The following is a 1,278-nucleotide window of genomic DNA, read 5'->3' on the forward strand; positions in this document are numbered from 1 at the left end:
TATAATGTGCACGCTTGTCAAGACACGAAATCAAAATATTTAAGATAACTCTCCTTTCGTGTGATTGATTATGCTGCCAGGGTCTGATTTTCATAAAATACAACTGCTGGAGTTTCATAATCATACCGTTGATGGCCGCGTTCATTATTGTAATGATCGATGTATTCTTTTGTCAATGCTTTTACTTCGGTGACCGTTTCCGGGCACAGCAAATACAAGCGTTCCCATTTGTAGGAACGGAAAAAGCGTTCAATGGCAATGTTATCGGTCGCCCGGCCTTTGCCGTCCATGCTGATTTTTGTGGTTTCATAGCTTTTGATTAAGTCAATGTAGGCATTTGAGGTAAACTGACTGCCCTGGTCACTGTTGATGATTTCCGGGGCTCCAAATGTTTCAACGGCGTTTTTTACGACACGGGTGATCATGTCAGTTTGCAGGGTATTGCTAATGGTGTAACCCACGATATACCGGGAATACCAATCAATAATAGCGGTTAAATACACAAATCCATTCGGGGTACCGATATAGGTAATATCGATGGACCATACCTGATTCGGCCGATTAATATCGAGATGCCGTAGTAGGTATGGATAGGTTTGGGCTTCTTTGGCCCGTCTGCTCAGATTGGGGCCGGGATAGAAACAAACAATGTCCATTTCCAGCATATAACGTTTCACAAGTCGTCTGCCAATATGTTTGAATCCGTTCTTATGCAGTTCGTTTTTAATCCGCCTGACACCATATGAAGGTTCTTTAAAATGAATCAGATCAATGGCGTTTTTGATATCAATTTCGTCTTTGGATGGCTCAATATCAACGGTTTCATGATAAGCAGTCGAGCGTGGCAACGCTAAGAGTTGACATTGTTTCTTAATGGTTAAGAGTGGGTGTTTCCAGTCAATCAATGATCTTTTTTCTTCATTTGAGAGATCTGATTTTGCTTTTTTTTTAGCCAATCGACATCCATTGTTAATTCGCCTATTTTCTTGACAAGAAGCTCCTTTTCTTCTTCGTGATCTTGTTTGAGTTTATCAACTTCTTCATTTTTTTTATTGAAGACAGCGGGCATATTGGCGATAAACTCTGCTTTCCAGCGGCTTAACAATTGCTGAGATACATCATATTTTTTAGAGATCTCGGCTAACGTATTTTCTTCTCTGAGGATTTCCAGCACGATGGCTGCCTTTTCCTCTGGGGACCATGTTCGTCGTTTTCTATTCATGTGTATAGTTTATCTTATTTTCTGGAATTTGTGTCCAACTATTTGTGAACATTATC

General features: G+C 40.3%; 1 pseudogene. It reads right to left on the reverse strand.

What is annotated here, in order from left to right:
* Positions 1-68: 68 nt before the first annotated feature.
* A pseudogene (locus FZC40_RS16890) lies at positions 69-1,222 on the reverse strand (IS3 family transposase).
* Positions 1,223-1,278: the final 56 nt, after the last annotated feature.

It is taken from the genome of Acetobacterium tundrae, assembly GCF_008086615.1.
Taxonomy (GTDB): Bacteria; Bacillota; Clostridia; order Eubacteriales; family Eubacteriaceae; genus Acetobacterium; species Acetobacterium tundrae.